Origin of the sequence: Kribbella sp. (assembly GCF_035655035.1) — a bacterium.
Lineage (GTDB): Bacteria > Actinomycetota > Actinomycetes > Propionibacteriales > Kribbellaceae > Kribbella.
The window spans coordinates 1-2,098 of record NZ_DASRVN010000650.1 but is presented as its reverse complement, the minus strand read 5'-3'; the positions used below and the strand labels follow the sequence as shown (position 1 = coordinate 2,098).

The following is a 2,098-nucleotide window of genomic DNA, read 5'->3' as shown; positions in this document are numbered from 1 at the left end:
GCCCTGCCCCTCACCACCCACCGCGGACAGGACGCGCCGCTGGGCGGCGAACCGGTTGCGGCAGCCGCTCAACCGCTGCACGGGGCGTCGTTGCCCTCCACCGCACACCGCGCACAGAACCCGCCGTCCGGGTACCGCGTGCTCGCACCGGTTGGCTCCGTCCTATATCGGGTGCTGGGGGAGAACTGCCTTCGGGTGGAGGGTGGGACGGTTTCGCTTTCGGGGTATGGGCGTCGGGAGTTCGCGGTGGGGCCGGTTTCGTTGCTTTGGGCAATTGGTGCTGAGTATCGGGAGGAGGGGGTGCTGAATCTGCCGCCGCACAGTGCCGCGGCGGTCAGCGGTGAGTTGGTCGCGGAGTTTGTGGTTGAGGTGGGGGAGCAGTTGGACGGGATACGGGTGGTGCTGGACGAGGAGTCGGCGCCTCGGGGCGTGCGGGTCAGGTGGGACGGGGTGGAGGTGGTGGGGCGGCGGGAAGCCGTGTTCGATGCGGACAACACGACGTACCTGCTGCCGGGCCTCACGCGGGGAAAGCATGTGCTGCGGGTCGAGGGGGAAGTACTCCGCGGGGACGACGGGTTGTTGGAGGCGCCAATCCTGGTCGGGCGGTTCCGCCTCGACGACGGACAGCTGCGACGGCTGCCGGACGAGCCGACGGAGTGGGAGATCGGTACGCCGTGGCCTGAGCTCGGGATGCCGCACGGCTTCGGGCCGGTGGAGTACGTATTCCGGTACGACGTACCGACGGAGGGCGCGGCGCGGATCGTGCTCCCGGAATGCACAGGTGTCGCCGAGGTGACCTTCGACGGCGTCTCGCTCGGCCGCCGCAGCTGGGAGCCGCGGGACCTGGACCTGGGCCACGTGACCCGCGGCGAGCACGAGGTGAAGGTGGTCCTGCACGGCTCCTGGAACAACGTGTTCAGCCGCCTCAACACCGTCACCAACGGCCTGCTCGGCCCGGTCGAACTGCTCATTTCGGCGGCGTCGTGACGCCATATTCCGATCCGTTGACAGGTCGTTCCGGATTCTCACATACTGAGTCACCTCCCGCTCGCAGTTTCAAATAATGAGGTGGAATGCGATGGATCAGTACAGCCCCAGCCGCCGGACGGTCCTGCTCGGCGGCCTCGCGCTGACCGCCGGCCTGGCCGGCTGCTCGAACGCGAAGTCGAGCAGCGGGGGCCTCGACTCCGCGAAGGCGAACCCGCCGGCGTTCGTGCCGTTCAACGGCAGCAAGCCGGACCTGCCGGGCGATCTCGGCAAGGGCATCCAGCCCGGCTTCTTCCACTACCCGGCCACGCCGCCGGCCACCGTGACGGGCGCGGTCGGCACCGGCGCGGCGCTGTCGCTGCTGGTGTCCGGCCCGCCGGTCGGTTCGCAGAAGAGCAGCAACCAGTGGTGGCAGCTGCTGGACAAGAAGCTCGGCGTGGACCTGCAGGTCACCCAGGTCGACTCGCTCTCGTACGCGTCGAAGTTCACCGTCGACGTTGCCGGTGGCAACTACGAGGACACGATGCAGATCCTGTCCGCGCCGAACGAGCCGAAGCTGCTGGAGTCGAAGTTCGTCGACCTCGGCGACCACCTCGGCGGCGACAACATCAAGAAGTACCCGAACCTGGCCGCTCTGCCGCCGCAGGCCTGGACCGCAGGCACCGTGAACGGCCACCTGTTCGGCATCTCGCAGCCGCGGTCGATCGCCGGCCAGGTGATGAACACCCGGCAGGACATCCTCGACAAGCTCGGCCTCGGCACGCCGGAGCTGACCAGCGGCGCGGACTTCCTGGCGCTCTGCAAGGAGGTCACCAAGCCCGCCGAGCACCGCTGGGCGATGGGCACCCAGCCGGTCCTGCTCACGCTCCGCACCGTCCTGGAGATGATGGGTGCGCCCAAGGGATGGCAGGTCAAGGACGGCAAGTTCAGCCGCGACATCGAGCTGGACGTGTACCTCGACGCGCTCGACGAGCTGCGCAAGTGGTGGCAGGCCGGCATCTTCCACCCGGACTCGTTCACCGCGTCCGGCTCCTACCAGACCTGGTGGTACGGCGGCACGACGGTGATCTACATGCAGTCGTTCGCCGGCTGGGCGGTTGCCGCGAACAAC

The 2,098-nt window shown here is 68.4% G+C and carries 2 protein-coding genes; both read left to right on the top strand.

What is annotated here, in order from left to right:
* The first annotated feature begins 300 nt into the window (after positions 1-300).
* A complete protein-coding gene (locus VFF46_RS34035) occupies positions 301-987 on the top strand; it encodes a hypothetical protein (protein WP_325041356.1) in 687 nt (228 codons plus the stop codon).
* 91 nt (positions 988-1,078) lie between these two features.
* The coding region (locus VFF46_RS34030) for an extracellular solute-binding protein (protein WP_325041355.1) at positions 1,079-2,098 on the top strand (1,020 nt) is incomplete at its 3' end.